The sequence below is a fragment of the Natrinema salifodinae genome (assembly GCF_900110455.1).
In the GTDB taxonomy this organism is placed as follows: domain Archaea; phylum Halobacteriota; class Halobacteria; order Halobacteriales; family Natrialbaceae; genus Natrinema; species Natrinema salifodinae.
Window position 1 is genome coordinate 126,630 of sequence record NZ_FOIS01000002.1, and the last position, 23,776, is coordinate 150,405.

Here is a 23,776-nt window from a genome sequence, read left to right on the forward strand (position 1 = left end):
TGCCGCCGGAATACTCAAGAGCCGATCCAGTGTATCCCGTTCCGAATCGAAACTCCTTCGCTCCCGTGTCCGACGCTATGTCCTCCACCGAATCGGGCTCTCGGCCCGTCGTCTACGCCGTCGTCGCGAGTACCTTCTTCGTCGGCTTCGGCGGCGGGGTCGTCTTTCCCATCCTGCCGAACCTCGGCGAAGTGCTCGGCATCTCGGCGTTTCTGGTCGGCGTCATCCTCTCGGCCAATCGCTGGACGCGCCTGGTCGCGAACGCGCCGGCGGGGGTGCTCGTCGACCGGATCGGGACCCGGAAGCCGTTCGTCGCCGGCCTGGCGATCGAGGGAGCCGCGACCGCCGGCTACGTGGTCGCGATCACGTCCTCGGTCCCCGAACTCTGGTTCATCGTCGCGCGGATCATGTGGGGCGTCGGCAGCGCGCTCGTGTTCGCGACGGCCTACACCATCACGGCGGACGTCAGCGAGGCCGGCACGCGGGGGACGAGCATGGGGATCGTCCGGGCCGGGATCACGTTCGGGTTCCCCGCCGGCATGGTGTTAGGCGGGATCGTCAGCGAGGCCTACAGCAACGTCACGGCGTTCGTCCTCGCGGCTGCCTTCGCCGCGCTCGCGAGCGTCATCGCGTACTTCATCGTCCCCGAGACCCACGTCGACACCCCCGATTCGTCGGTCAAGCCCTGGGACGTCGAGACGACGCTGCCGGCGCTGACGGTCGGCCTGGTCAACTTCGGGCTCTACTTCGCGTACATCGGCGTCCTCTTCTCGACGCTGGTACTCTACCTCGACGTCGAGGCGGTGACGCTGACGGTCTCGGTCGCGGGCCACGAACTCGACTACGGAGCGCAGGGCACGTCGGGGCTGTTGATGGCGATCTCGACGCTCTCGGGCGCCGTCTTCACCATCTTCGGCGGGAAGATCAGCGACGCCGTCGGCGCTCGCATGCCCGTGCTCGTTGCGTTCCTGATGACCTCCTGTGCCGGGTTCGTGGTGCTGACGCTCGCGCCGTCGTTTCATGCCGTGGTGCTGGCCTGCGCGCTGATCGGGGCCGGCCAGGGCGGCGTCGGCGGCCCGCTGACGGCCCTGCTCGCGGATCTCACGCCCGAGGACCGGATGGGCCGGGCGATGGGAACCAACAACGTCTTCGGCGACGTCGGCGGCGGGGTCGGGCCGCTGGTCTCGTTGCCGTTCGTCGAGATCGTCGGTTTCGACGCGATGTACGCGCTCAGCGCGATCGTTCCGCTGCTGGCCGGCGTCGTGCTCGTCGCCGGAATCTACACCTACACCGGGAGCCTGAGCCCGACCGTCGAGGAATCGATCGTCTGAGCGGCGGGCCGGCCCGCGCTTCCGAGCGCCGCGCTCGCTCCCTCGTAACCCCCTTATAGCCGCGAGTGGCTATGCTGGGGCATGCATCCTCCGGGAGCCGATACCGTCCTCGTCCGACACGGGGACCTCAATACCAAGAGCAACACCGTCAAGCGGTACATGGTGGGGCTCCTCGTCGAGAACCTCGAAGCGATCCTCGCGGATCGGTCGATCCCCGGCGAGGTCGAGCACCGATGGAACCGACCACTGATCCACGCGAGCGAAGACGCCGTTGAGGCCGCCACCGACGCCGCAACGGACACCTTCGGCGTCGTCTCCGCCAGCCCCGCCCTGACCGTCGGTACCGAGAAAGAGGCGATTCTCGACGCCCTGGCCGAGACCGCCCGCGCGTGCTACGACGGCGGGACGTTCGCGGTCGACGCGCGCCGAGCCAATAAGGAACTCCCCTACGAGAGCGAGGAACTCGCCCGCGACGGCGGCGACGTCATCTGGGAGACCGTCGCGGATGAGTTCGACCCCGAAGTCGACCTCGACGATCCCGACCTCACCTTTGGCGTCGAGGTCCGCGACGAGGTGGCGTTCATCTATCTCGAGAAACGCGATGGACCAGGCGGGCTGCCCCTCGGCTCCCAGGAGCCCGTGATCGCGCTGGTCAGCGGCGGGATCGACTCGCCGGTCGCGGCCTACGAGATGATGAAACGCGGGAGTCCGATCGTCCCGGCCTACGTCGATCTCGGCGCCTACGGCGGGATCGACCACGAGGCGCGCGCGATGGAGACCGTCCGGATCCTCGGCGAGTACGCGCCGAATTTCGACATGCGAGTGTACGAGATTCCCGGCGGCGAGACCGTCGACCACCTCGTCCAGGAGATGGAGAAGGGCCGGATGCTCTCGCTGCGTCGCTTCTTCTACCGCGCGGCCGAGACGCTGGCCGAGCACGTCGACGCCAACGGCATCGTCACGGGCGAGGCGATGGGCCAGAAGTCCAGCCAGACCGTCCAGAACCTCGGGGTCACCAGTCGCGCCGCCGCGCTCCCGATCCACCGGCCGCTGCTCACCCGGGACAAGCAGGAGATCGTCGCGCAGGCCCGCGAGATCGGCACCTACACCGACTCGACGATCGACGCCGGCTGCAACCGCGTCACCCCCGACCGCGTCGAGACCAACGCCCGCCTGGAACCGCTGCTCGCGGCCGAACCGGACGACCTGCTCGAACGGGCCGAGGAGGTGGCGAAGAACGCGGCACTCGTCGAACCCTGAGTCCCACGTCCCGATCGGTCCCTGCCCCGTCCTCGCGGCTCCGTTCCGGCTGAGACGGTCGTTACATCGGTCTCCGTTCCGGGCTCAGTTCGAACCGGTTTCCATCGCAAGCGAGACCCCTATCCACCGGCGGGCCCGAATGCGTTCGCATCGTCGAAAAGCCGAAACCGACATTACAGCGTCGTCCCCACCTCAGTGTAGTGACCCGCGTCTGTCTCATCGGCGAGGACGAGACCACTCTCCAGTACGAACTGCTCTCCCGGGAGACGGCTCGCGAGGCCCTGGCGACCTACGATCTGGAGCGGCCGTTCGAGAACTCGCTTTCCCTCCGGACCGTCAGCGTGGGCGCCGCCGTCTCGCTGCTGAACGACCTGAACTGGTATCTCACGCGGTTCGTCGACGAGGCGCTCGTTCAGGAACCGAGCGTCAGCGACGAGGAGTGGCTCTCGCGGCCGCTCGCGCGCCAGCTCCGCAACGGCGACGTCGAGCCCGAGGAGACGGCCCAGTTCTGCAAGATCTACGGTCTCGAGCGGATCGGCGCGGCACCGCAGTCGCCCGACGATTCGGACGCAGGTGCCGCGTCTGGCGGGGGCGGGAGTTCGGATCCGGACGCGAGCCCGAAGGCCCATAACGACCGAGCCCCTGAAAACGGTGGACCGTCCTCCCCTCCCGCGGACGATGCGGGCGAGGACGACGCCGATCGATCCGGCGCCGCCGGGCCGACCTACCGGCTCGTCGAACCGCTGTACGTCCGCCGGACCGACGGCGACCTACCCGACTACGACCTCCGGGACGTCGAGGACACCCTCGTCGTCCGACTGACCGAAGCCGAATACTCTCCATGACTCGCCTCTCGACTTCGACCGCGACGGTTGCACCGACGGCCGACGTCGGCGGTACCGGCATCACAACCATCGACGGCTGCCGCCTGGCCTACCGGCGCGCCGGCACCGAGGGCTCGCCGGTCGTCCTCCTCCACGGCGGCGGCGTCGACGATTCGACGCTCTCCTGGCGCCACGCGATCGACACGCTAGCCGAGGACCACCGCGTGTACGCGCCCGACTGGCCGGGCTACGGCGACAGCGAGGCCGGCCCCGACTTCGAGCACTCGATCGAGAGTTACGTCGATCTGCTCGTCTCGTTTCTCGACGACATGGGCCTCGAATCCGCGACGCTCGTCGGCATCTCCATGGGCGGCGGCGTCGCGCTCGGGACCGCACTCGACCACGCCGATCGGATCGACCGCCTGGCCCTCGTCGACAGCTACGGGCTCGGCCCGCGGATCCCGGCCGGCGCGCTCTGGAAGACGATGGCCCACGTCCCCGGCGCGAACGCCCTGGGCTGGGCCGCGGTCGGCCTCTCGAACGAGATGGCCCGGCTCAGTCTCAGTCGCCTGGTCGCGGACGGCGCGGCGCTCGACCCCGAATTCGTCGAGGACTTCCGGACCCGCGCCGGCCGGCGAAGCGCCGGCGAGGCCTTCGAGGCGTTCCAGCGCAACGAACTCCTCGCGAGCGGCACCGTCCGGACGGACTTCACCGACGACCTCGGTTCCCTGTCGGTCCCGACGCTGCTCGTCCATGGCGCCGACGACCCGCTCATCCCGGCGGCCTGGTCCGAGCGCGCGGCCGCCCGGATCCCCGACGCCGAACTGACGGTTCTCGAAAATTGCGGTCACTGGACGCCGCGAGAGCGGCCGGACGCGTTCAACGAGGTGCTGACGTCGTTCTGTGCCGACGATGCGGGCGATATCGACGGCGACGGCGTATAGGCTCGTCGCCGGGCGTCCCCGTCCCGTCGCTGCTTCGCGGACTAGCTAGCTGGTACCGTTTTCGCGCCGAGACGCTGTCTACGAGCCGCCGCTTTCGGACCCGGCGTCGCTTTCGCTCGCGCTCTCGGACGCGCTCTCGCTTGCGACGCTGAACTCGGACGTTTGGCCGTTCCGATCGGTGATGCTCGCCGAGACGTCCGTCAGCGGCGCCGACTCGAACGTCGCGCGGACGAGCCGACCGACGGTCGTCTCTTGTGCGATACAGGCCTGGGTCTCCGTTTCGCCGCCATCTCCGTCATCCTCGTCGGCCTCGCCCACCGCCGCCTCGAGGACGAGCGCGTCGTCCTCGATATCGATCGCTTCGAGCGCCAACTCGTGGCAAGGATTCGGCGCGCCGGCCTCGAGCGACACCAGTATCGACGTCTCGAAGTCGGTCTCGTCGACGAAGTCGGCGAGGGAATCGGCCTGGTCCGTCCGCTCGTCGAGCCAGCGGTCGGTGCCGTCGCTATCCGTGAGCAGCTCGACGTCGGGGGCGGTCGAGCGCTCCGGTTCCTGATAGGCGCGAGTCTCGTAGTCGGCCAGGCCGTCGGGGAGGTCCGCCTCCGGGTCCGAGTCCGACCCGGGATCGGTCTCGTCGCCGTCGGTCTCGTTCCCGTTCGAACCGGTGCCGTCGTCGGTCTCGCCATCCGATTCCGAGCCGAGTTCGTCCGCGAGACAGCCTGCGGAGAGGGCGAGCAGAGATGCAGTTCCGAAGACCAGCGTCCGTCGCCGCATGGAGGGTCGTGAGCGTGTCATCGTACCCGACCGTACGCAAGAACGACTAAAGGAGGTTCGGCTAGGTGAAAGAGTTCTTTTCGTGCCCCGTCGCTCGACGACGGACGACACTCGATTCGCGCGGAAAATCGCGGCCGCGGCGGGAAATCGATCAGTCGAAGAGTCCGGTCGAGAGGTACCGCTCGCCGCTATCCCAGAAGACGGTGACGACCAGCGGGCAGTCCTCCCCGTCGACCGCCTGGCCGCCGTCGGTCTCGGGCGAGGCCGGTTGCGTCCCGTCGGCCTCGTCGAAGGCGGTCGGGACCTCCGGACACTCGACGGCGGGGTCGGCGATCTCGCTGGCGATGCGCTGGGAGACGAGACTCGTCGCGCCGCTGGACTGGCCGACGAGGATGCCTTCGTCGCGGGCGAGACGGCGGCACTCCTCTTCGGCGTTCTCGATTGTCACCGTCTCGACGCGATCGATCAGGTCGCGATCGAGGTTCTCGCTGACGAAGCCCGGCCCCATGCCCTGGAAGTCGTCGTCGCCGGACTCGCCGGTCGAGAGGACGGCGTTGCGCTCGGGTTCGACGGCGATGATGTCCATGTCGGGAAATGCCTCGCGGAGGCGGCGGCCGGTACCCGAGATGGTGCCGCCGGTGCCGACGCCGGCCACGAAGGCGTCGATCTCGCGGTCGCCGACCTGCTCGAGGATTTCCTCGCCGGTCGTCTGATAGTGGGCCTTCGGGTTCGCAGGGTTCTCGAACTGACCCAGCTGGATCGCGCCTTTGGCTTCGAGTTCCTCGGCGCGGGCGCGGGCGTCTTCCATGTCGCCCTCGACCAGTTCGAGGTCGGCCCCGTAGGCGGCCATGACCTGCTGGCGTTCCTTGGACTTGTCCGCCGGCATGACGATCGTCAGGTCGTAGTCCCGCGCGGCAGCGACGAGCGCGAGTCCGATCCCGGTGTTCCCGCTCGTCGGTTCGACGAGCCAGTCGCCCGGTTCGATTGCGCCCTCGCGTTCGGCGGCCCGGATCATCTCGCGAGCCGGCCGATCCTTGGCCGATCCGCCGGGGTTGAACGATTCGACCTTCGCGGCGACCGTCGCCCCGTCCGGCGAGTCGACCTGGACGAGCGGCGACCCGATGGTGTCCAGGATACTCCCTTTCATTGGCAACCCGTAGGTATTCGAGACGTAAACCGGTGCTGGACACAGGCAGGACGTGCCGGTGTCTCAGATAGCGGTGCCGCGATGCGGTGACGATTCTGCCAGAAACACCGGGGTTAAGCCCGCCGGGGCGCAAGTCGTCCGTATGAGTCTCGAGACCATGCGGCCGAACCCCACGTGGGACGCGGCGTCCTACGAGGCGGCCGTCGACACGCTCGCAGCGCACAACGACGAACTGGTGTACAAAGTCTGGGGCGGCGACTGGTGCAAGGACTGTCGCGCCCTGTTGCCCGACTTCGGCGCCGCGCTCGAAGCCGCCGAGGTCCCCGAGGACCGCATCGAGGAGGTCGGCGTCGACAAGGACAAGGAGGGACCGGGCGTCGAGGAGTACGGCGTCGAGTACATCCCGACGATCGTCGTGGAGACCGACGACGGCGAGGAGATCACCCGCTTCGTCGAGGAAGAGGATGTCCCGCCGGCGGTCTGGCTCGCCGAGGAGATCGAAGCCGCGCTCGAAGCCGACGCGGCCTGAAAGCCGAGTCGAGGTCGACGCCGCGTTCGCGGACCCGCTTTTCTCGCCGTTCGACGCCCGTCAGAACGGCACGTCTTCGACGTCGCCGACGTCAGCGTCGGTCTCGTCACCGAGCCACTCGAGGGCCTCCTCGACGTCGTGGGTCGGCGGCGAACACGTCCGATCGCGACAGACGTACAGCGTCGGCTCGCCGTCGCGGGCCTCCCGGTCCGCCCAGATCGGAGGCGCTTCCTCGAGCCCCAGGCGGTCGAGCCAGTCCGCCAGGCTGTCCTCCGTCGGCGGCCGCAGCGCGAACAGCCGATCGGGGAGGTACCGCGACGCGAACCGGTCGCGCCACTCGTCCGGGAGGGCGTCGGCGGCCACGGTGATCTCGAGCGCGCCGGCCGCCAGGCGGTCGGCGGCGAGACACAGCGTCGCGTGCTCGAGCGCGTTCGCCTCGAGCCGGTTCGCGTGCGTTTCGAGGACGGTCGCGGCGATCCCCTCGAAGTCCGCGTCGGCGAACTCGTCGAGCGCGAGCAGGGTCTCGACCGCCACGCCGGCCGCGGAGGGCGTCGACTGGTCGCTCAGCTCCTGGGGCCTGGTCACCAGCGACTCGCCGCTCTCGGGCGTGAAGTAGAGGGTCCCGCGGTCCGCGTCCCAGAACTCGTCCTCGATGACCCGAGCCAACTCGAGCGCGAAGGCCAGGTGGTCGACCTCGCCGGTGGCCTGGTAACAGTCGAGCGCGCCGCGCGCCAGGAAGGCGTAGTCCTCGAGGTAGCCGTCGACCTTGACGTTCCCGTCTTTGTACCGGCGCGACAGTCGCGCTTCCTCGTCGTCCCAGAGCCGGTCGCGGACGAATTCGAGCGCGTCGACGGCGGCGTCGGCGTAGTCGTCCTCGCCGAGCGCGAGCGCGGCCTCGGCGTGGGTCGAGATCAACAGGCCGTTCCAGCCGGCCAGGACCTTCTCGTCGCGGTTCGGTCGCGGCCGCTCCTCGCGGGCCTCGAACAGTTGCTGGCGGGCCGACTCGAGTCGCTCCCGCACCTCGCTTGCTTCGAGGTCAAACTCGTCGGCGAGCGTCGCGACGTCGGTCACGCGGTTTGGCTGGTTCCGCCCCTCGAAGTTGCCCGACTCGGTAATATCGTAGCGCTCGCAGAAGAGGGCCGCGTCGGTCTCGTCGTCGAGGACCGCCCGGACCTCGTCGGGCGTCCAGACGTAGAACGCCCCCTCCTCGCGCTCGCCGGTCTCGGGCGACTCGCTCTGGGCGTCGAGCGTGCTGAAGAAGCCGCCCTCGTCGTGGGTCAGCTCTCGCTCGACGAACTCGAGGGTCTCCGCGACCACTTCGGCGTAGCGCTCCTCGCCGGTCAGCTGGTAGCCGGTCAGGAACGCGCGGGGTATCTCGGCGTTGTCGTACAGCATCTTCTCGAAGTGGGGAACCGTCCAGTCCTTGTCGACGCAGTAGCGGTGGAAGCCGCCGCCGACGTGATCGTAGAGCCCGCCCGCGGCCATCGCGTCCAACGTCTCCTCGATCACGTCGAGATAGGTCGCCTGGCCCGTGCGATCGTACGCCCGCGCGAGGACGCGAAGCCGGGAGGGCTGGGGGAACTTCGGACCGCCGGAGCCGAAGCCGCCGTGTTCCCGGTCGACGCTCCGGAGTGCGGCGTCCGCGGCCCGCTCGAGGAGGTCGCTGGACGGCGGCTCCGCGGCGCCGGCGTCGACGCCCGCCGAGTCGGGCGTCTCCTCGAGTCGGTCTTTCGCCGCGTCGGTCCACTGTTCGGCGCGGTGTTCCATCTCCTCGCGGTCCTCCGCGCTCCCCCAGGAGTTGCTGATGCGCTGACAGAGGTCGCGGAAGCCGGGCTGGCCCCGCTTCCCGTCCCGCGGGAAGTAGGTCCCGACGAAGAAGGGCTTGCCCTCGGGGGTGAGCCAGGCCGACAGCGGCCAGCCGCCCCGGCCGGTCACGAGCTGGCAGACGGTCATGTAGATGCTGTCGACGTCCGGGCGCTCCTCGCGGTCGACCTTGATCGGGACGAAGTTCTCGTTCAAGACGTCGGCGACGTCCTCGTCGGCGAAGCTTTCCTCCTCCATCACGTGACACCAGTGGCACGCCGAGTAGCCGACCGAGAGGAAGATCGGGACGTCGCGTTCCTTCGCGGCCGCTAAGGCCTGTTCGTCCCAGGGCTGCCAGTTGACGGGGTTGTCCGCGTGCTGGCGCAGGTAGGGACTCTCCTCCTCGTCGAGCCGGTTGCGCTGAGTGGGGTCGCTCATGGGGCCCTCTACGGCCGGACGCTGTAAAAGGTCGGCGTGCGCCGCTCGAGGTCGCCGGCGACGGGCGGACGGAAGCCCCTCGATCGCGCAAAAATCGCCAGTTCGGGTCCGGACCCGTTTCGATGTGGCTCTTGGCCGAGCCCGACCGATCCGAGACGGTGTCACGGAACTCGTTGGCGAATCCGTCAGCCGTACGTGTCGGTATCGGAGTCGGTTTCGGTCCCATTGGTCGATTCGTTGGTTTCGGATTCGGGACCGGAATCGTCGAGGTCACCGTGCGGCATCATACCTGACGAATCGACCGGGACCAGAGATCCGGCAATTTCACCGCTGGGGTACTCCTCCGTATGGATGTTCACGTACGCCTCGCCGGCCTCGATCTTTTCGATCAAGTCGTCGACGGACTCCGACTCGGCTTCCGCCACTCGTCCTTCCGCGATGGCCTCGTCGGTGATCGTCCCGACGTCCAAGAGACCAGAGAACTGCCCCTCCTCAAGGCGCTCGTCCTGCGTCTGGAAGTCGTACAGCCAGACGGCGATCGGTCCGAGAACTTCGTCCTCGTGAATGTGCCCCATGAACGCGTTCTCGAGGTTCGAGACCTGGACGGCGAACTTCAGCCCGTCCTGTCGTTCCTGAACGATCGCCATCCCTTGCGCGTCCGAGTCGACGTCCTCCTGGGGCCCGAGATGGGCGACGAATAGATCGGAGGGGGCTGACTGCCCGCCATTTCCGAGGGCGTCATCGTGGTGGTCATCGTCGCTGTGGTGTTCGTCGGCCGCCGCGGTGCCGATACCGGTCGTCCCGATGCCGAGCAGGGCGAGTCCTTTCAGCGCTGTTCGTCGCGTGGAGTCGAGATCATGCATCTCTCTTGATACCTCCCTCGTACGAACGACGGACTCCGACATAGTTCTCTCACGCTTACACGGAACGGACGATCGTAATGAGGTGTTCATCGCACTGAACTCAAACGTTTATCCCCGAATCTACCACGGTGGGTTCGGTCACGAATCGTCGCCGCGTCGCGCTATTCGTTCGTCAGCGATCGGGTGTCGATCGACAGATGTGTCAGTACGCGATACGAAGTCGACCGAAGACCGGAAAACTCGAGCTCGGGGTCGCTACTGCGCCCCTTCCTGGAGCAGGCGTCGGTGCACGAGGTGGAGCACGCCGCCGTTTTCGACGTACTCGATGGCGGCGGGGGTGCCGACCTGTGCGGTCACGTCGAACTCGGTCGTCTCGACCGCCTCGTCTTCCGCGACGACGGTGAGTTCGGCCATCGACTCGAGGCCGTCGTCGAGGCCGCGGATCTCGAACGTTTCGGTGCCGTCGAGTCCGAGTTCCTCCCAGCCCTCGCCCTCCTCGAACTGCAGCGGAAGCACGCCCATGCCGAGGAGGTTGTCGCGGTAGATGCGCTCGTAGCTCTGGCCGATGGTCGCGCGGATGCCGAGCAGGTTGAACCCCTTCGCGGCCCAGTCGCGGCTCGAGCAGGATCCGGGCCACGGCGTCGTCGTGGTGGGCGGCAAGGGGGCGACCTCGCGGAAGACGCCCGCCGAGATCGACGGGAGCGCGCTCGAGCAACTCCAGCGCGCCTACGAGTACCAGCCCGACGACTACGAGGAACTGGTCGAACTCGAGGGGATCGGCCCCGGTTCGCTCCGAGCGCTCGCGCTGATCGCCGAACTCGTCTCCGACACCGAGAGCTCCCGCGAGGACCCGGCGAAGTACGCCTACGCCCACGGCGGCAAGGACGGGACGCCCCACCCGGTCGAGCGCGAACGCTACGACGAGTCGATCGATCACCTGCGGTCGATGCTCGACGGCGCGGAACTCGAGCGGGAGACGAAACAGGAGTCGCTGAAGCGCCTGGCGAAACTCGAGTAACGCCGGACGCGGCGCAGAATAGTTCGCTTTCGGCCTCAGTCGCGGCGGACGTACTCGACGAACGCGAATCCGTCGCGCTCGTCCCGCGAGACTTCCTCGAACGCCGACCGGTCCCAGTCGGGGAAGTGCGTGTCCCCGTCGGGGTCGTCGTGGACTTCCGTCACGACCAGGCGATCGATCGCGGGCAGGAACTGCTCGTAGACGGTGGCACCGCCCGCGACGAAGATCCGGTCGGTGCCGTCGTGGCGCTCGCGGGCGGCCCGCTCCGCGGCGTCGATCGCGCTCTCGAGATCGTGCGCGACCGCGGCGTTTTCCGGGGTTTCGATGTCCCGGCTCGTCAGCACGATCGTCGTCCGGCCGGGCAGCGGCTCGCCGAGCGCCTCGAGGATGCCCTCGTAGGTGACCCGACCCATGACGACCGGGTGGCCCATCGTCGTCTCCTTGAAGTGCTGGAGGTCCTCGGGGACGTGCCAGGGCATCTCGCCGTCGTTCCCGATGACGCCGTTGTCGGCGACGGCGGCGATGGCGACGAGTTCGCGATCGGCGTTCGGCGGGGCGGAATCGGCCTCGCTCATTCGGCCACTGCGAACGTGAGCCCGTCGTGGGACTCGTAGTCCTTCAACTCGACGTCCTCGTACGCCAACTCGTCGATCGAGACGTCCGCGACCTCGAGCGTCGGCCGTTCGAGGGGCTCCCGCGAGAGCTGTTCGAGCAGTCCCGGGACGTGATCGAGGCGCTCGTCACCCTCGGCCTCGGGCGGCGCTTCGGACTCGAGCCACTCCCGGACGTCTCGGTACTCCTCGCGGTCGTCCACGTCGGCCAGGCGCGACTGCAGGGCGTCGAGGTTGTCGGCGTACCAGTCACCGCGCTCGCCGCGGCCGCAGTAGACGTGGGCGTCGACGACGGTGTGAGCGAAGGTGCCCGGCTCGAAGCCGGTCTGCTGGGCGATCACTTTCGTCAGGAGCGCATACGCGGCGACGTTGAAGGGGACGCCGAGCGCGACGTCGCCCGAGCGCTGCGTGAGGTGGCAGTTCAGCCGGTCGCCCTGGACGTTGAAGACGAACGAGTAGTGACACGGCGGCAGCGTCGAGACGGCGGCGTTGGCGGGGTGCCAGGCGTTGACCACGAGTCGGCGCGAGTTCGGCGAGTCCGAGAGCGTGTCGATGACGTACTGCAGTTGGTCGAAGGTCGTCCGCCCGTCGGCTTCCTCGGTGACCCACCGGTGGGCCTCATCGGGCCAGGACTCGCCCTCGAGTCGCGCGTCGTCGTCGGGAACGGGGAACCGTCGCCAGAAGCGGCCGTAGGCGGTGTCGAGCCGGCCCTCATCGTCGGCCCAGGCGTCCCAGATCTTGGTCTCTTCGCGGAGGGTTCGAATGTGCTCCTCGCCGGAGAGGTACCAGCAGACCTCGTGGAGCATCGAGTTCCACCGGTAGCCGTCCATCTCCTTGGTGGTGAGCAGGGGATACCCCTCCCGAAGATCGACCTCGTAGTGCTCGCTGAACGACGAAATCGTGTCGACGCCGGTCCGGTTGGGCTTGTGGGTCCCGGTCGAGAGGACCGCGTCGACGAGGTCGAGGTACTGTTGCATTGTCGTCCTCATTCGGACGCGCATTTATGATGGTTACGTCACGTCGATCCGACCGAACGGAGCCGGTCGCGTGCAAGCACGAACGTGCATATTTCGGCCGCGGTGAAAGAGCAACGCTTACAGGTTCGTGCGTTCCGCTATCGACCATGGCAGAGACCGTGCTCCTGATCGGCGGCGGCGGCCGCGAACACGCCGTCGCCCGCGCGCTCGCGGACAGCCAGGCGGACCTGTACGCCTGCGCCGGCAACCGGAACCCCGGGATCGCCGAGATCGCGACCGGATTCGAGACGCTCGAGACGACCAACCCGAAGGCCGTGGTCGACTACGCCGAGGACGTCGACGCGACCCTCGCCGTCATCGGTCCCGAAGCGCCCCTCGAGGCCGGCGTCGCGGACGAACTCGAGGACGCCGGGATCTACGCCTTCGGCCCGAAGGAGGCGGACGCCCGCATCGAGACGGATAAGGCCTTCCAGCGCCGGTTCATGCGGGAGCACGACATTCCCGGCTGCCCGGATTTCGAGACCTTCGACACCGCGGCGGCCGCCTGCGAATACATCGACGAGTACGACGGCGACCTCGCGATCAAGCCCGCCGGCCTCACCGGTGGCAAGGGCGTCAAGGTCATCGGCGACCAGGTCACCGCCGAGGAGGGCAAGGAGTACATCCGCGACTCGGACTACGACCGAATCGTCCTCGAAGAGCGCCTGGTCGGCGAGGAGTTCACCATCCAGGCGTTCGTCGCGAACGGCGAGTTCCGCACGGCGCCCGCGGTCCAGGACCACAAACGCGCCTACGAGGGCGACGAAGGGCCCAACACCGGCGGCATGGGGAGCTACTCCGACGCGACCCCCGAACTGCCGTTCATGACCGAGGACGACTACGACCGGGCGGTCTCGATCATCGAGGCCACCGTCGACGCCCTCGACGATTACCGGGGCATCCTCTACGGTCAGTTCATGCTAACCACCGACGGCCCCAAGGTCGTCGAGTTCAACGCCCGCTTCGGCGACCCCGAGGCGATGAACACCCTGCCCGTCCTCGAGACGGACTTCCTCGACGTGCTCACCGCCGCCCGCGACGGCGAGTCGCTGCCGGCCCTCGAGTTCGCCGACCAGGCGACCGTCTGCAAGTACGCCGTGCCGGCGGGCTATCCAACCGACCCCGAAGCCGGTGCGAAGGTCGAAATCGACGAAGAGAGCGTGGCGCGTACCGTACGCGCCACGGAGAACTCGAGCGGGGAGCAAAGCGACCCGCGAGAGAGCGCCGACGACGCCCTGCTGTACTACGCCAGCGTGGACGAGCGCGACGACGGCATCTACACGACCACCTCCCGGTCGTTCGCCGTGGTCGGCCTGGCGGACTCGATCGCTGAGGCCGAGGAGATCGCCGAGGACGCGCTCGCTGTCGCCGGCGAGGAGGGACTACGGGTGCGCCACGACATCGGAAAAGCCGCCCTCATTCAGCGCCGGATCGACCACGTGAACGAACTCCGCGGCGAGTAGGGCTCGGTTCGCCCTGCGTCCGGAACGTCTGCGATCGGCACACCGTTTCCGATCCCGACCGAAGATGTCAGTAATCCAACCGCTCGGTTTTTGGATTACGCGTCGTTCCCGTCCGCGACCTCGTCGATCGTCTCGAGGAGGAGGTCCGCGCCGAGATCGATCTCCCGCTCGGTGACGTCAAGCGGCGGGAGCAGGCGAAGCGTCTTGTAGCCGCAGCCGAGGGTTAGCAGGCCCTTCCGGAAGGCGGTCTCGAGGACCGCGTCGCGGCGGTCCTTGGCGTCGAACTCGACGGCGAGCATGAGCCCGCGCCCGCGCACGTCGACCGCGCCTGGCGCCTCGCCGTCCGCGATGGCGTCTTCGAGTCGCGTGCGGAGCTGGTCGCCGCGCTCGCGGACGTTCGCGAGCAGGTTCTCCTCGTGGATGACGTCGATCGTGAGCGCGCCCTGCATGGCGGCGATGAGGTCGCCGGCGCCCCAGGTCGAGGAGAGTCGGCCCTTCTGTTCGGGGAAGACGTCGGATCGCGAGATCGTCGCGCCCACGCGCAGACCCTTGCCGCTCGTGATGACGTCCGGGGTGAGATCGAGGTGATCGACGGCCCATAACTCGCCCGTCCGGCCTAACCCGGACTGGATCTCGTCCGCGATGATCCGGAGGCCGTACTCCTCGCGGAGTTCCTCGAGGTCGCGCGCGAACTCGGGGTGGGCAACCCGGTAGCCGCCCTCGCCCTGGATCGGTTCGAGGATCAGGTAGGCCACTTCGTCCGGATCGACGACGCCGCGCTCGGGGTGGAGCGCGTCGGCGACGACGTTCCCGCCTGGCCCGTCGGTCCGCCAGCGGATCTCGTAGGCCTCGTCGGTCGCGGGGTAGGGGACGCTGACGACGCCCGGCACCTCGGGGAAGCCGCTGCGGTGGACGGCCTTCGAACGGTTCAGCGAGAGCGCGCCCAGCGTCCGACCGTGGAAGGCCCCGTCGAAGGTGAACGCGCGGTGGCCGCCCGCGGCGTAGCAGATCTTGATCGCGTTCTCGACGGCCTCCGCGCCGGAGTTCGAGAGGAAGACCCGATCCATGTCGTAGTGGTCGGTCATCGCGACCAGGCGGTCCATCAACTGGGTCGGACCGGGGAAGTCGGGGTCGTCCGGCGGGCCGCCGCCGCTGACGTAGAAGTCCTGGCCCGCGATCTTCAACGGGTCGACGAGGTCGAACGCCTCGAGTTTCTCGCGGATCGCCGGGTTGTTGTAGCCGAGCGGCGCCGCCGCGACGTGGCTCGTGAAGTCAAGCAGGACGTTGCCGTCGACGTCGGTACAGAACGGACCCGTCGCCTCGGCGGTCGCGTCCCAGACGAACTCGTAGACGTACGTGCTCGGGGCGGCGAACTCGTGGTGGTAGTCGGCCCACTCGCCGGCTCGCTCGCCCGGTACCGTCTCGACCTGCGGTTCGGCCGTTGCTCTGTCCATACCGGTGCATTACTCGCCGGTAAGTAAAGTACTAGAGTCTTAGACGAGGAGCAACAGCGATGCGACCGCCCCGCCGAGCAGCAACACCGTGCTGTAGGCCGCGACCCGGTTGCGGAACCCGTCGTTCGTCGAGGTCGCCGCCAGCAGCGCCTTGACGACGATGCTCGAGACCGTCGCCAGCAGGATGGCGATCGTCGCCTCCGTCGCGCCGAGTTGGCCGCCGCGGTAGAGGACGACCGCGGAGGTGGTCGCGCCGGCGCTGGAGACGAAGCCGCTGGCGATCGCCGTCGCGTAGAAGCCCAGCGTCCCGAACCAGGTCTCGGCCAGCGAACCGAACACGAGGACGACGAGGAAGACGGCACCGAACCCGAGCGCGTTCTTCAGGGAGAACGGGCTCTCGAGTTCTATCGGGCCGGTCTCGTCCCAGTCGGCGGTGAGGCCGGCGATAACGAACGCGAGGACGATGACGGCGCCCAGCGGGACGACCGCCTCGACGAGGATGTCGGAGCCGCTGCCAGCCGTGAAGCCGACCGCGATCGCGAGGTTCCGGACGGCCATGGCGGCGTTGGCGAGCAGGATCGCGGCGACGGCGTAGGAAGACGCCTCGGGCCGCTGGTTGACGTGATCGAGCATCGTCCCGACGACGGCCGTCGAGGAGGCCAGGCCGCCGAAGAAGCCGGTGATCGCGATGCCGCGCCCGCCGTAGGTCGAGACGATCGCGTAGTTGGCGATGCCGATCCCCGCGACGGCGACGACCATCAGCCAGATAACCTTCGGTTCCAGCGGAATGGTCAGGCCCGCGATCTCGGGCTCGTACTTGGCCGGGAGGATCGGATAGACGACGAACGCGAGGATCGCGAACTCGGTCGTCGAGCGCATCTCCTCGTGGGAGAGCCCCCAGGCGAACTCGTGGAGCTCGCGTTTCAACACGAGCAGCAGCGACGAGAGGACCGCAACGGTGACGCCCTCGAGGATGAAGCCGACGGTGACGAGCACGCCGACCCCGTAGGTGACGAGCATCGAGACAGACGTCGTCAGCGAGAGGCCGGCGTCGTCTTCGCTCAGGAGTCCCTGTACCGCAAGTAACACGCCCTGAACGATTACGAGCAACCCGCCGAGCAACAGGAGGTTCGCCCCGATAGCGCCGGTATCGGTGGTTCCGATCGCGGTCTCGGTCTCGACGGCGAGGACGGTAAAGACGGCGGCGAGGAGGCTGATAAGTGAGAACGTTCGGATTCCGGCGGACTTCTGCGACCACTCCCGTTCGAGCCCGAGGAACATCCCCAACGCGCCCGCGAGTGCCATTCGGACGACCGGCTCGGAAAGCGGCGCGTCGGCGACCTGCAACGCGACGTCGTTCACTCCCGGCTGTTCGGGGTGATCGCATATAAGCGATCCGCCGGCGTTCGGCGCGGTGCGGCCCGGGATAGCGTGGAGTCGACCTGAGCTCCGAACGCATCTGCCGCGATTACCCTCGGTCGCAGTGTTCCGACCCGACGGTCGCCGCGTGGGTGAGCCCCGATCGGACGCGGACACTGGCAGTATCGGCTCGCGGCCGAATTCCGGGACGGACGCAGAAGCGGACGGCGCCGCGTTGCGGACCCCCCTATAGGTCCACGTACTGCCCTTCCCACTCGCGCCGGGCTTCGAGTTCGCGGCGGCCGCGGCGGGTGAGCGTATAGAAGTTCGTCCGGCGGTCGCGGCGCCCCTTCTCGACGAGCCCCTTGTCGACGAGGGTGTCGAGGTTCGGGTAGAGCCGCCCGTGGTGGATCTCCTTCTCGTAGTACTCCTCGAGCTCTTCCTTGATCGCCAGTCCGTGGGGCTCCTCCTCGCCAGCGATGACGTAGAGCAAGTCACGCTGGAATCCTGTCAGGTCGTACATTGGGAAAGTACCAGTCGTACTTACTGTCGAATTTTAATAAGGCTATCGGGTTGTTTCGAACGAAAGAGGGCTATTACCAGCGAGCGGAGTCGTTTCGAGCGCTAACGAACCATAACGCCCGTGACGAATTGCCCGCTGAAACACACATAACTCGGTGTTCATGTTTACAGTCCGGCCATTTCGTTCCGGTACAATTATATTGGTCGATGTTGAGAGCGAGCGCTCGTCTGTTTCGATCGACGTACTCCGAATACGAGACGCGTCGCTATCGAGAATCAGTGTCGAAACAGGAAAGCAAATCGCGTGACGGAAAAGTGTCACGCGATCGCTTGCCGCCCTGAATTGGTCCCCGCTGACGCTTCGGCCCTCCAAGCGAAGCGTCACGTGAAAGATTCCGCCGTGTGTACTTAAATGTAACGACACGGACGAACGGCGAACAGAATCGCCCGCAGTCGGGCGTTTCGCCCTGCTCGCGCTTCCGAGCTCAAACCGCGATCAGATGTGTTCCTCCTCGAGCACCCAGCCGATCGCGCGTTTGTAGTAGGTAAACATCTCTTCGACCCCGTCGTGGCGCATCTCGTCGCTCTCGAGGTGTTCTTTGAGGAACTCGTACTGCTCTCGGATCTCTTCTTCGGTGCGCATACGCGCTTCTACCGTCCGACGCGGCAAAAAAGTCGCCTCGCCGTGCTATCCGTTCTCTCCCCAGCCGCCGGCCTGCGTTTGCGCGGTCGCGTCCGCTGTTTCGGTCACACAGACCGGGATTTCGCCGCGAAACGGTCGCTGCGATTACCGGTGGCCGGCGCTCGTCGTCGCCAGGCGACACCAGTGATTGCGGAGCACCATCGAAAAAGCGCGGTCCGAGCAGCGATCGTTCGCAGTGCCGATCCGAGCGGAACTGATGGGACACGGTCCCCGCAGCAGGGACCGACGATAGATGACAGTTAGCTGCTGTTCTCGTCGTCTTCGCTCTCGTTGTCGCTTTCGTTCTCGGACTCGTTGCCCGCTCCACCGCCGTCTTCGCCGAGCGTCAGCGTGACTTCCTCGTCGTCGCCGTCGATCTCGACGTCGTCTTCGGCCTCCTGGCCCTCGTGGTCGGCGGTGACGGTGTATTCGCCGTCCTCGAGTTCCTCGAACTCGACTTCGCCGTCCTCGTCGGTCTCGTCCTCCATCGGGAAGTCCTCGCCGGCGCCGGCGTCGGACGCGCCCTCTGACTCGTTGTCCGATTCGTTCTCGGACTCGTTGCCCATTCCGCCTTCCTCGGAGCCCGTCTCGTTGTCTTCGGTGCCCGACCCGAGTTCGTCGCCCGAAGCCGTGTCGTTCTCGGACGCGTTGTCCGACTCGTTCTCGGACTCGTTGCCCGCGCCGTCTTCACCGCTGCCCATGCCCATTCCGCTCGCTTCCTCGACGGTAACGGTCGCGCCTTCGACCGGCTCTTCCTGGTCGTCTTCGACGGTGACGGTCAGCGTGTATGTCTCGTCGCCGCTCCCGCCTCCGGTCTCGTTGCCGGTTTCGCCCGGTTCTTCGTCTTCGGTCTCGTTGCCCCCGCCGGGCCCGCTGTCGGCACAGCCGGCGAGTGCGAGCGCGCTTGCAGTTCCTGCCGCGGTTACGAACGTACGTCGATTCAGTCGTTGGCGGGACATATCTCTTCGTTGGACGTTCCCGCTGGTTTCGATGTGGCCTGCACCTGCTGACCGTTAATCACCTATTGAACGACGCCCAGCATCCGATGACTATCACCGCGCTCGTATCACCATCGAACCGGAACTATCAGAAACGGAAATATTCGGCGAGCGGACGTCGAGACCGAATGTGCGGAAGGAAACCCCCTCGAATGCGGTTTCGTTCCGCAAGCACTTGTTGGTCGACGGAACGGTCCGACGGTCCCGCGTCGGACCGGACCGAGACGCGACTGCGACTGACTGCCCGCGGTGACCGCGATCAACGCGCCGACTCCGGTCCGGAGGGCCTTTTGACCTGCCGACCGTAGCGACGGCCATGAAGATCCGGGGTGAGCGCGAGTGCAAGGAGTGTGGGACCCGCTGGTCGTACTACGAGACCGGTAGCGTCGGCTGTCCGGCCTGCGGAAGCCTCCGGAGCGTCGGCGTCGACGAACGGACCGAACACACCGACCTTCAGGTCACGTTCGATCTCACGTCCGTTCGAAACGCCGTCGACGAGGCCGCGACCGGCGACCTCGCCGAGCGGGCTCGCGAGGAGTGTCGCGAGTACGTCCGCCGCCGCGGATTCGTCAACGCCGGCGACCTCCGCGAGCTCGACGATACCTATCTCGCCGCGATCGAACTGCTGCACGTCGCCGACATCGTTGCCCGCGAGATCCGCCTCGACGACCGCGAGGAACTGTACTTCCTCTCGCTGCTGCGCGACGCCGACCGGGGCGAACGGCCGCCAGTCGAGGAGGTCCCGGAGACGCTGCGGTCGGCCCGCGGGCTCGCGTACGCGAACGCGGTCCGCGAGTACCGCCGCGACGTCCGCACCTGGGCCGAGGACCGCGATCTGACCGCGAGCGAACGGAGCGCGCTCGAGACGCTCGGCGAGCACGTCAAACGCATCCGGATGCTCGACGGCGACATCGAGCCGCGGACCGCCGAACGGCTCGTCGACACGACTCGCGACCTGGCGAACGGACTGCGGGGCGACGAGCTCGCGTTCTCGCGGTCCCAAGAGCGTCTAGAACGACTCGAATAACCCCGTCCGGGTCCGGAGCCCCGGAGCCGCCGTCCTGAGTTCGCTCGGTCGCCCGTCCGTCTCCGAATATATTTACCCCGATGACACCGCTGTGAACGAGCCGTCGCACGGGGTATCACGGAACCGAACCCCTCCCGCGACGGGGGAGCTTCGCCCGGTAATGACACTTGGTATCATATAATATTCGTCTAAGTCAAATCTTACCACCTTTATACCAGCGACCGGCTATTGTCGAACCGAACGTAGCGGACGCCCTCCACCCCGTGTCTCGGACCGACCGAATTCGGAAGCGACGGCCGATCCAGTTCGATCGCTGACTCTCGATCGACGATCCGGAAATGCGGCGCTTCGCGGGGGGTCGTTCGCTATCCGCAATCATGTCACACGGACCATCGGAAGAACGCACGGAACCGAGCGGTAGTCGTACAGTAGGCGACCAGGCGAGCAGCGACGGGCCGACCCCGACGGTCCCCGCGGGGAAGAGTGTCGCCGAGCTCACGATCAAGGCGGTCGCGATCGGACTCGCGCTCAACGTGGTGATGCTGACCGCGAACATGTACCTCGGGATGCGCTCGGGGATGACGATCAGCGCGTCCATCCCGGCGGCGGTTATCAGTATGGGCCTGTTCTACGGACTCCGGCAGGTCGGCATCGGCGGGACGCTCCTGGAGAACAACATCGTCCAGACGATGACCTCCGCCGGCGAGGCGCTGGCGGCCGGCGTGATCTTCACGATCGCGGGCGTAACCTTCCTCGACCAGCCCATCGACATCGCCGGGACCGCGACGGTTGCGGTTCTGGGCGGGGTACTCGGGGTCCTGTTCATGATCCCGATGCGCCGGTATCTCATCGTCGACAAACACGAAGAACTCCCCTACCCGGAGGGGACCGCCTGCGCCGACGTCCTCGAAGCCGGTAGCAGCGGGGACGACGGCGTGAAACTCATCTCGTTCGGGTTCCTCGTGAGTTTCCTCTACATGTGGCTGGCCAACGGCATGGCCGCCTTCCGGACGACGATCCAGACGGCGTTTTCGGCGGGTGAAACCGACGGGTTCGCCATCGGCGGCGACTTCACGCCCGCCCTGATCGGCGTCGGCTACATTATCGGCCCGAAGATCGCCGGCTACGTCTTCGGCGGCGGGCTGATCGCCTGGCTGATGTTGATCCCGCTGCTGATCACGGGTGGGTTCGTCCCCGAGGAGGCCGCCGACGCGGCGCTGATGACCCAGGCCGAGGCGGTCTGGGACGCATATATCCGCTACGTCGGCGCGGGTGCGATGATCGTCGGCGGGTTCTACGCCATCATCTCGATGCGCGAGACGATCGTCGACGCGCTGGGGACCGCCGGTGCGGAACTCCGCGGCTCCGCGGCGGCTGCGACCGAGTCGCGAAAGCGCACCCAGCGCGACCTCCCGATGAAGGTCGTCGTCGTCGGCGCCGTCCTCGTTGCGCTCGCGCTGGTCGCCGTCCCGCAGGTTCAGGTCGGACTGCTGGGCGGAGTCATCGCCGTGATCGCCGCGTTCCTCTTCGTGGCCGTCTCAGCGTACCTGGTCGGGGTCGTCGGGAGTTCCTCGAACCCCGTCTCCGGGATGGCCGTGGCGACGATCCTGATCGCCGCGCTGGCGATGAAATCGACCGGCGTGACCGATCCCGTTGCCGTGCTCGTGACGGCGTCGGTCGTCGCGATCGCCGCGGCGGTCGCCGGCGATACCTCTCAGGACTTAAAAACCGGCTACCTTCTCGGCGCGACCCCCCGCAAACAGCAACTCGCGCAGGTGATCGGGATCGCCCTCTCCGCGCTGTTCGCCGGCTGGGTCCTGTACTTCTTCCACCAGGCGTACGGCATCGGCAGCGACACCATTCCCGCGCCGCAGGCGGGGATGATGGCGCTCATCTCCGAGGGCGTGCTCACGGGAACCGCGCAGTGGGGGATGATCCTCATCGGCGCCGTCTTCGCGTGCGTGCTGATCCTGATGGACGTTCCCGTTCTCCCCTTCGCGGTCGGGATCTACCTGCCGATCACGCTGGCGACGCCGATCTTCCTCGGCGGCCTGCTCCGCGGTGGCATCGACAGGTACGTCGCCCGGAAAGACGACGAGGACGGCTCGCTCGCCGAGCACGTGACCTCTCGGGGCCGGATCGTCGCGGCCGGCCTGATCACCGGCGAGGCGATCATGGGCATCGTCATCGGTGCGCTGTACATCACTGGAACCGGCGCGGAGAGCGGCGCCCCGTTCCCGCTCGGCCTCTCCGGTGAGACGCAGACGGTCCTCGGGGTTGTAGCCGTCGTCACCCTCGTCGGGCTCTTCGTGGCCAGCGTGCTCCGGAACACTCCCGACGCGGCGGACCGATGAGTTCGCACGGGCCGACCGCCGTCCCGATCCGGATCGCCGACGACTGGGAGGAGACGGTCGTCGACGGCGAACGACGGGTCACGATCGCGTGGACGAAGTCGGCCCGAAACCGGATCGATCGGTTCCTGTTCGACCTCTTCGGGACGAGCCGGGAACGCGAGATCACGCTCGATCCGGTCGGGACGACCGTCTGGCGTCACTGCGACGGCGACCACACCGTCTCGGAGATCGCGTCGGCCGTCGCCGACGCGCACGACGCCGAGCGCGTCGAACCGGTCGACGAGACGCTTGCCCACTTCCTCATGCAACTCGAGGAACGCGATCTAATCCAGTTCGAGGACGACTGAAGAAAACGGGCGTTCAACGGCGTTTCGGAGAACCTTCGATCCGGCGCAGTTCAGGGCAGTTCGACGTCGACGTCCTCCTGCAGGCTCGCGGCCTTGACCGTATTGTAGAGCAACATCGCGCGGGTCATCGGCCCGACGCCGCCTGGTACCGGCGTGATCGCGCTGGCCTGTTCTTTCGCGCTCTCGAACTCGACGTCGCCGACGAGTTCGTACCCCTTCTCGTTGTCCGCGTCGACGCGGTTGACGCCGACGTCGATCACGACCGCGCCCTCGCCGATCATCGAGCCGTCGATCAGTTCCGGGACGCCGGTCGCGGCGACGACGACGTCGGCGCTGCGGGTCTTCTCGGCGAGGTCGTCCGTGCGCGAGTGACAGACCGTCACCGTCGCGTTACCGTCGTCGGCCTTCTGGATCAGCAGGTTCGCGAGGGGCTTGCCGACGATGTCCGAGCGGCCCACGATCGTCACGTCCTTGCCCTCCGTGTCGACGTCGGCCGACTCGAGCAGCTTCTGGACGCCGTGGGGCGTGCAGGGGCGGAACCGGGCGTCGCCGGCGACCAGGCGACCCACGTTCTCGGGGTGGAAACCGTCGACGTCCTTCGCGGGGTCGACGCGGCGGATGACCTCGCGGTAGTCGACGTGGTCCGGGACGGGCGCCTGAACGATGTAACCGTGCACGTCGTCGTTCTCGTTGAGGGCGGCGATTTCATCGTACAGCGTCTCGGGCGGCGCGTCGCCGTCGACGTCGACGTGGTAGCTCTCGATGCCGACCTCCTCGCAGTCGCGCTGCTTCATGTTCACGTAGGTCTCGCTGGCCGGGTCGTCGCCCATGAGCACGGTCGCCAGGCCGGGCCGCGCGCCCGCGTCGGCCAGGCGTTCGATCGCGTCCGTCAGGTCTTCGCGAATCTGGCTCGCGACGGCGTCGCCGTCGATGATCTCGGTCATTGTTCGAGTTGGTGCCCGCGAGGCTAATCAACCCTCGGATTCGTGCGCAGAATGAGCGTCGACGTGCT

22 protein-coding genes and 1 pseudogene are annotated in these 23,776 nt (G+C 67.3%); 10 read left to right on the top strand and 13 right to left on the bottom strand.

Features of this window, described 5'->3' with window-relative positions; all coding sequences use genetic code 11:
- Positions 1-77 precede the first annotated feature (77 nt).
- The 4 genes from BMY29_RS06070 (at position 78) to BMY29_RS06085 (ending at position 4,359) form a co-directional block, all read left to right on the top strand.
- The gene (locus tag BMY29_RS06070) at positions 78-1,331 is read left to right on the top strand and encodes an MFS transporter (protein WP_049990640.1); all 1,254 of its coding nucleotides are present in this window, start codon (positions 78-80) and stop codon (positions 1,329-1,331) included.
- Between the two features lie 81 nt (positions 1,332-1,412).
- Complete coding sequence (locus BMY29_RS06075; protein ID WP_049990641.1) at positions 1,413-2,591, top strand: tRNA sulfurtransferase; 1,179 nt, start codon at positions 1,413-1,415, stop codon at positions 2,589-2,591.
- A 200-nt stretch (positions 2,592-2,791) separates the two neighbouring features.
- Positions 2,792-3,436: a DUF5804 family protein gene (locus BMY29_RS06080; RefSeq protein ID WP_049990642.1), complete on the top strand. Its 645-nt coding sequence runs from the start codon at positions 2,792-2,794 to the stop codon at positions 3,434-3,436.
- Entirely contained in the window at positions 3,433-4,359 is a 927-nt protein-coding gene (locus tag BMY29_RS06085; RefSeq protein ID WP_049990643.1) for an alpha/beta fold hydrolase, read from the top strand. Before BMY29_RS06080 ends, BMY29_RS06085 begins: the two co-directional genes overlap by 4 nt.
- Positions 4,360-4,437: 78 nt before the next feature.
- Here the strand turns inward: BMY29_RS06085 and BMY29_RS06090 are convergent, their stop codons facing one another.
- Positions 4,438-5,154 (bottom strand): hypothetical protein, encoded by a 717-nt coding sequence (locus BMY29_RS06090; protein WP_241471298.1) that lies wholly within the window; start codon positions 5,152-5,154, stop codon positions 4,438-4,440.
- 130 nt (positions 5,155-5,284) lie between these two features.
- Positions 5,285-6,280, bottom strand: a complete 996-nt coding sequence (locus BMY29_RS06095; RefSeq protein WP_049990644.1) for a PLP-dependent cysteine synthase family protein — start codon at positions 6,278-6,280, stop codon at positions 5,285-5,287.
- Between the two features lie 142 nt (positions 6,281-6,422).
- Between BMY29_RS06095 and BMY29_RS06100 the strand changes: the two genes are divergently transcribed.
- Entirely contained in the window at positions 6,423-6,809 is a 387-nt protein-coding gene (locus BMY29_RS06100) for a TlpA family protein disulfide reductase (RefSeq protein ID WP_049990645.1), read from the top strand.
- 60 nt (positions 6,810-6,869) lie between these two features.
- Here BMY29_RS06100 and BMY29_RS06105 read toward each other — a convergent pair whose 3' ends face one another.
- The 3 genes and pseudogenes from BMY29_RS06105 to BMY29_RS06115 all read right to left on the bottom strand — a co-directional run.
- Positions 6,870-9,050, bottom strand: coding sequence for a thioredoxin domain-containing protein (locus BMY29_RS06105; protein ID WP_049990646.1), 2,181 nt, complete (start codon positions 9,048-9,050; stop codon positions 6,870-6,872).
- A 185-nt stretch (positions 9,051-9,235) separates the two neighbouring features.
- Positions 9,236-9,913 (bottom strand): CHRD domain-containing protein, encoded by a 678-nt coding sequence (locus tag BMY29_RS06110; protein ID WP_049990647.1) that lies wholly within the window; start codon positions 9,911-9,913, stop codon positions 9,236-9,238.
- A 255-nt stretch (positions 9,914-10,168) separates the two neighbouring features.
- Positions 10,169-10,543 (bottom strand): annotated as a pseudogene (locus BMY29_RS06115) (aconitate hydratase); the annotation flags it as partial.
- A 19-nt stretch (positions 10,544-10,562) separates the two neighbouring features.
- Between BMY29_RS06115 and BMY29_RS06120 the strand changes: the two are divergent.
- Positions 10,563-10,931, top strand: coding sequence for a DUF763 domain-containing protein (locus BMY29_RS06120; protein ID WP_049990649.1), 369 nt, complete (start codon positions 10,563-10,565; stop codon positions 10,929-10,931).
- 35 nt (positions 10,932-10,966) lie between these two features.
- On the opposite strand, the gene BMY29_RS06125 is transcribed toward BMY29_RS06120, so the two are convergent.
- A complete protein-coding gene (locus BMY29_RS06125) occupies positions 10,967-11,506 on the bottom strand; it encodes a dihydrofolate reductase (RefSeq protein ID WP_049990650.1) in 540 nt (179 codons plus the stop codon).
- Entirely contained in the window at positions 11,503-12,519 is a 1,017-nt protein-coding gene (thyA, locus tag BMY29_RS06130) for a thymidylate synthase (RefSeq protein WP_049990651.1), read from the bottom strand. Before thyA ends, BMY29_RS06125 begins: the two co-directional genes overlap by 4 nt.
- Positions 12,520-12,665: 146 nt before the next feature.
- Here thyA and purD point away from each other — a divergent pair, with 146 nt between their 5' ends.
- Positions 12,666-14,021: a phosphoribosylamine--glycine ligase gene (gene purD, locus BMY29_RS06135; RefSeq protein ID WP_049990652.1), complete on the top strand. Its 1,356-nt coding sequence runs from the start codon at positions 12,666-12,668 to the stop codon at positions 14,019-14,021.
- A gap of 95 nt (positions 14,022-14,116) precedes the next feature.
- On the opposite strand, the gene BMY29_RS06140 is transcribed toward purD, so the two are convergent.
- From BMY29_RS06140 to BMY29_RS06155, 5 genes are all read right to left on the bottom strand, one after another.
- A complete protein-coding gene (locus BMY29_RS06140; protein WP_049990653.1) occupies positions 14,117-15,475 on the bottom strand; it encodes an aminotransferase class III-fold pyridoxal phosphate-dependent enzyme in 1,359 nt (452 codons plus the stop codon).
- Between the two features lie 39 nt (positions 15,476-15,514).
- Complete coding sequence (locus BMY29_RS06145; protein WP_049990654.1) at positions 15,515-16,837, bottom strand: MgtC/SapB family protein; 1,323 nt, start codon at positions 16,835-16,837, stop codon at positions 15,515-15,517.
- 244 nt (positions 16,838-17,081) lie between these two features.
- Positions 17,082-17,357: a PadR family transcriptional regulator gene (locus BMY29_RS06150; protein WP_049990655.1), complete on the bottom strand. Its 276-nt coding sequence runs from the start codon at positions 17,355-17,357 to the stop codon at positions 17,082-17,084.
- Between the two features lie 495 nt (positions 17,358-17,852).
- Positions 17,853-17,999 (bottom strand): hypothetical protein, encoded by a 147-nt coding sequence (locus tag BMY29_RS20965; RefSeq protein ID WP_173424913.1) that lies wholly within the window; start codon positions 17,997-17,999, stop codon positions 17,853-17,855.
- A 299-nt stretch (positions 18,000-18,298) separates the two neighbouring features.
- Positions 18,299-18,997 carry a hypothetical protein gene (locus BMY29_RS06155; RefSeq protein ID WP_049990656.1) on the bottom strand — a complete coding sequence of 233 codons (699 nt, stop codon included), beginning with the start codon at positions 18,995-18,997 and terminating at the stop codon, positions 18,299-18,301.
- Positions 18,998-19,352: 355 nt separating this feature from the next.
- Between BMY29_RS06155 and BMY29_RS06160 the strand changes: the two genes are divergently transcribed.
- The 3 genes from BMY29_RS06160 (at position 19,353) to BMY29_RS06170 (ending at position 22,764) form a co-directional block, all read left to right on the top strand.
- On the top strand, positions 19,353-20,063 hold the full coding sequence (locus tag BMY29_RS06160) for a DUF7117 family protein (RefSeq protein ID WP_049990657.1): 711 nt from the start codon (positions 19,353-19,355) through the stop codon (positions 20,061-20,063).
- A gap of 377 nt (positions 20,064-20,440) precedes the next feature.
- Positions 20,441-22,417, top strand: a complete 1,977-nt coding sequence (locus tag BMY29_RS06165; protein WP_049990658.1) for an OPT family oligopeptide transporter — start codon at positions 20,441-20,443, stop codon at positions 22,415-22,417.
- Positions 22,414-22,764, top strand: a complete 351-nt coding sequence (locus BMY29_RS06170; RefSeq protein ID WP_049990659.1) for a PqqD family protein — start codon at positions 22,414-22,416, stop codon at positions 22,762-22,764. The genes BMY29_RS06165 and BMY29_RS06170 overlap by 4 nt, the downstream gene beginning before the upstream one ends.
- Before the next feature lie 50 nt (positions 22,765-22,814).
- On the opposite strand, the gene BMY29_RS06175 is transcribed toward BMY29_RS06170, so the two are convergent.
- The gene (locus BMY29_RS06175; protein ID WP_049990660.1) at positions 22,815-23,708 is read right to left on the bottom strand and encodes a bifunctional methylenetetrahydrofolate dehydrogenase/methenyltetrahydrofolate cyclohydrolase; all 894 of its coding nucleotides are present in this window, start codon (positions 23,706-23,708) and stop codon (positions 22,815-22,817) included.
- Between the last annotated feature and the right edge of the window lie 68 nt (positions 23,709-23,776).

What these genes read in the sequence shown, in the direction of transcription:
- BMY29_RS06070 (WP_049990640.1), top strand. Translation starts at nt 78, where the DNA reads ATGTCCTCCACCGAATCGGGCTCTCGGCCCGTCGTCTACGCCGTCGTC.
- BMY29_RS06140 (WP_049990653.1), bottom strand. Translation starts at nt 15,475, where the DNA reads ATGGACAGAGCAACGGCCGAACCGCAGGTCGAGACGGTACCGGGCGAG.
- BMY29_RS06105 (WP_049990646.1), bottom strand. Translation starts at nt 9,050, where the DNA reads ATGAGCGACCCCACTCAGCGCAACCGGCTCGACGAGGAGGAGAGTCCC.
- BMY29_RS06090 (WP_241471298.1), bottom strand. Translation starts at nt 5,154, where the DNA reads ATGACACGCTCACGACCCTCCATGCGGCGACGGACGCTGGTCTTCGGA.
- BMY29_RS06075 (WP_049990641.1), top strand. Translation starts at nt 1,413, where the DNA reads ATGCATCCTCCGGGAGCCGATACCGTCCTCGTCCGACACGGGGACCTC.
- BMY29_RS06095 (WP_049990644.1), bottom strand. Translation starts at nt 6,280, where the DNA reads ATGAAAGGGAGTATCCTGGACACCATCGGGTCGCCGCTCGTCCAGGTC.
- BMY29_RS06085 (WP_049990643.1), top strand. Translation starts at nt 3,433, where the DNA reads ATGACTCGCCTCTCGACTTCGACCGCGACGGTTGCACCGACGGCCGAC.
- BMY29_RS06100 (WP_049990645.1), top strand. Translation starts at nt 6,423, where the DNA reads ATGAGTCTCGAGACCATGCGGCCGAACCCCACGTGGGACGCGGCGTCC.
- BMY29_RS06170 (WP_049990659.1), top strand. Translation starts at nt 22,414, where the DNA reads ATGAGTTCGCACGGGCCGACCGCCGTCCCGATCCGGATCGCCGACGAC.
- BMY29_RS06175 (WP_049990660.1), bottom strand. Translation starts at nt 23,708, where the DNA reads ATGACCGAGATCATCGACGGCGACGCCGTCGCGAGCCAGATTCGCGAA.
- thyA (WP_049990651.1), bottom strand. Translation starts at nt 12,519, where the DNA reads ATGCAACAGTACCTCGACCTCGTCGACGCGGTCCTCTCGACCGGGACC.
- BMY29_RS06155 (WP_049990656.1), bottom strand. Translation starts at nt 18,997, where the DNA reads ATGTCCCGCCAACGACTGAATCGACGTACGTTCGTAACCGCGGCAGGA.
- BMY29_RS06160 (WP_049990657.1), top strand. Translation starts at nt 19,353, where the DNA reads ATGAAGATCCGGGGTGAGCGCGAGTGCAAGGAGTGTGGGACCCGCTGG.
- BMY29_RS06125 (WP_049990650.1), bottom strand. Translation starts at nt 11,506, where the DNA reads ATGAGCGAGGCCGATTCCGCCCCGCCGAACGCCGATCGCGAACTCGTC.
- BMY29_RS06110 (WP_049990647.1), bottom strand. Translation starts at nt 9,913, where the DNA reads ATGCATGATCTCGACTCCACGCGACGAACAGCGCTGAAAGGACTCGCC.
- BMY29_RS20965 (WP_173424913.1), bottom strand. Translation starts at nt 17,999, where the DNA reads ATGCGCACCGAAGAAGAGATCCGAGAGCAGTACGAGTTCCTCAAAGAA.
- BMY29_RS06150 (WP_049990655.1), bottom strand. Translation starts at nt 17,357, where the DNA reads ATGTACGACCTGACAGGATTCCAGCGTGACTTGCTCTACGTCATCGCT.
- BMY29_RS06165 (WP_049990658.1), top strand. Translation starts at nt 20,441, where the DNA reads ATGTCACACGGACCATCGGAAGAACGCACGGAACCGAGCGGTAGTCGT.
- purD (WP_049990652.1), top strand. Translation starts at nt 12,666, where the DNA reads ATGGCAGAGACCGTGCTCCTGATCGGCGGCGGCGGCCGCGAACACGCC.